The 2883-nt window shown below is 74.8% G+C and carries 3 protein-coding genes; all 3 read right to left on the reverse strand.

The genetic code is table 11. The features are described from left to right. Nucleotides 1–266: biotin/lipoyl-containing protein (locus tag FM076_RS33910; RefSeq protein WP_345945057.1), on the reverse strand; the 266-nt coding region annotated here is incomplete at its 3' end. Then, nucleotides 266–1342: an alpha-ketoacid dehydrogenase subunit beta gene (locus tag FM076_RS16865; protein ID WP_173871635.1), complete on the reverse strand. Its 1077-nt coding sequence runs from the start codon at nucleotides 1340–1342 to the stop codon at nucleotides 266–268. The genes FM076_RS16865 and FM076_RS33910, both read right to left, overlap by 1 nt. Beyond that, nucleotides 1339–2607: a pyruvate dehydrogenase (acetyl-transferring) E1 component subunit alpha gene (gene pdhA, locus FM076_RS16870; protein WP_173871637.1), complete on the reverse strand. Its 1269-nt coding sequence runs from the start codon at nucleotides 2605–2607 to the stop codon at nucleotides 1339–1341. Before pdhA ends, FM076_RS16865 begins: the two co-directional genes overlap by 4 nt. Nucleotides 2608–2883: the final 276 nt, after the last annotated feature.

The raw sequence follows: 2883 nt of genomic DNA on the forward strand, positions 1-2883 counted from the left end.
CCACCCGGCGTGCCCTCCCCGGGGCTGACCGCGACGGTGACCAGTGGGGCTCCCACCGCCACCTCCCCGCCCTCCTCGGCGGCGTGCGAGGTGACCACTCCCGCGTACGGACAGGGCACCTCGACCAGTGCCTTGGCGGTCTCCACCTCCACCACGGGCTCATCCACCCGTACCGTGTCACCGACCGCGACCAGCCACCGCACGACCGTGGCTTCCGTCAGACCCTCCCCCAGGTCCGGCAGCGCGAACTCCCGTACCTCTCCCATCAGCCGGCACCTCCGCCCCGGCGCGCGTCTCGTCCAGGGGTCCAGCCGCTCTCCCACTGCAGGCGGGCCACCGCGTCCAGGACGCGGTCGACGCCCGGCAGGTGGTGCTTCTCCAGCATCGGCGGCGGATACGGGATGTCGAACCCGGCGACCCGCAGCACGGGCGCCTCCAGGTAATGGAAGCAGCGCTCCGTGACGCGGGCGGCGACCTCCCCGCCGGGGCCCGCGAAACCGGGTGACTCGTGGACGACGACCGCCCGCCCGGTGCGCCGCACGGAGGCGGCCACCGTCTCCTCGTCGAACGGCACCAGGGAGCGCAGGTCGATCACCTCCAGGTCCCAGCCCTCGCCCTCCTCGCGGGCGGCCTCGGCGGCCTCCAGGCAGACCGGGACGGAGGGGCCGTAGGTGATCAGCGTGGCCGAGGTGCCGGGGCGGCGCACGACGGCCCGGCCGATGCCGGGGACCCGCTCGGGGGCCTCGGGGTTCCAGTCGGCCTTCGACCAGTACAGCCGCTTGGGTTCGAGAAAGACCACCGGATCGTCGGAGGCGATGGCCGCGCGCAGCAGTCCGTAGGCGTCGGCGACCGTGGCCGGGGTGACGACGTGCAGCCCGGGGGTGGCCATGTAGTACGCCTCGGAGGAATCGCTGTGGTGCTCGACACCGCCGATGCCGCCGCCGTAGGGGATGCGCACCGTCAGCGGCATGGGCACCCGCCCGCGCGTGCGGTTGCGCATCCGCGAGACGTGCGAGACCAGTTGCTCGAAGGCGGGGAAGGCGAACGCGTCGAACTGCATCTCCACGACCGGCCGCAGCCCGTACATCGCCATCCCGACCGCCGTGCCCAGGATGCCCGCCTCCGCCAGCGGGGTGTCCGCGCACCGCCGGGGGCCGAACTCGGCGGCCAGCCCGTCCGTCACCCGGAAGACACCGCCCAGGGTGCCCACGTCCTCACCGAAGACGTGCACATCGGGGTCGTCGGCCAGGGCGTCCCGCAGGGCGCGGCCGAGCGCCTGCCCCAGGGTGGCGGGTTTGCGGGCCGCGGCGGTGGCCGGGGGCTGCCGCACTGCCGTGCTCATCGGGTCTCCTCCCCCGCCGCGCCGCCCCGCACCGCGTCCTGGGCCGACCGCTCGGCCTCCAGCTCAGCTCGCAACTGCTCGCGCTGTTCGCGCAGTTGCGGCGTCGGTTCGGCGTAGACGTGCGCGAACAGCTCCATCGGATCCGTCGGCGCCTCCTGGTGCATCCGTGCGCGCAGGTCCGCCGCCTGCCGCTCGGCCGCCTCCTCCGCCTCCCGTACGGTCGCCTCGTCCAGCAGCCCGCGCCCGCGCAGCTCGCGCTCCAGCAGTGCCACCGGATCGTGCGCCCGCCACGCCTCGACCTCCCCGTCGGTGCGGTAGCGCGTCGCGTCGTCGGCGTTCGTGTGGGCCTCCAGGCGGTAGGTGACCGCCTCCACCAGGGTGGGGCCGCCGCCGGTCCTGGCGCGCTCCAGCGCCCCGGTCAGCACCTCGTGCACCGCCACCGCGTCGTTGCCGTCCACCAGCCGCCCCGGGAGGCCGTAACCGACCGCCTTGTGCGCCAGGGAGGGGGCCGCCGTCTGCTTGGCGAGCGGCACGGAGATCGCGAAGCCGTTGTTCTGCACCAGGAAGACCACCGGCGCCTGCCAGACGGCGGCGAAGTTGAGCGCCTCGTGGAAGTCGCCCTCGCTGGTCCCCCCGTCCCCCACGAGGGCGAGCACCGCCACGTCGTCCCCCTTGAGCCGCGCCGCGTGCGCCAGGCCGACCGCGTGCGGCAGTTGGGTGGCCAGCGGTGTGCACAGGGGGGCCACACGGGTGCGGTGCGCGTCGTACCCGTGGTGCCAGTCGCCGCGCAGCAGGGACAGCACTTCGACGGGGTCCAGACCGCGGGCGACGGCCGCGAGGGTGTCGCGGTAGCTGGGGAAGAGCCAGTCGTGTTCCCGCAGGGCGAGCGCCGCGGCCACCTGGCACGCCTCCTGGCCCCGCGAGGACGGGTAGACGGCGAGCCGGCCCTGCCGGGTCAGAGCGGTGGCCTGCTCGTTGAACCGGCGCCCGTGCACGACGGCGGCGTACAGACGGCGCAGCAGCGCGGCGTCGGGCCGCGCGCCGCCGTCCCCTTGCCGGCCCTCCGCCGACGGGCCTCTCGACGACGTGTCTCCCGACGACGGGCCGCCCGCCGGCCGCCCGGCCGCCTCCTCGGCCTCCGCCGGTCGCGTGCCGAGCACCCGGTAGGGCTCGGCGTCCGGAAGGAGGGGCGCCGCCTCGGTTCGGGGCCGCCAGGACGGGGGAGGTGCGGGGGTGTAGGTGTCTGGCTGCTCTAGGACCGTCATGACGAGCACCTCCTCATGGGGCGGGCTACCGCGTGCCGCGGGCGTGGTGGGCCCGGCACGCCCGGCGGTGGGTACGCCTGGCGCGCCGGCCTGCCGATGGCCGTACCACCGGCAGGCCGGGCCGGTGGCCGAGTGGGCCACCCCTACCGATTGTTCGGTCGCCGGCACATTTTGGCTACGGGTGGCCTCAGCCTGTGGACAAACGGACCGCAAAACCGTTCGATGACCGCAGGGCGTCCATGCAGGGGAGGCAGGGGAGCGTGCCGGATGAACAGA

The sequence above is a fragment of the Streptomyces albus subsp. chlorinus genome (assembly GCF_013302895.1).
Taxonomy (GTDB): Bacteria; Actinomycetota; Actinomycetes; order Streptomycetales; family Streptomycetaceae; genus Streptomyces; species Streptomyces chlorinus.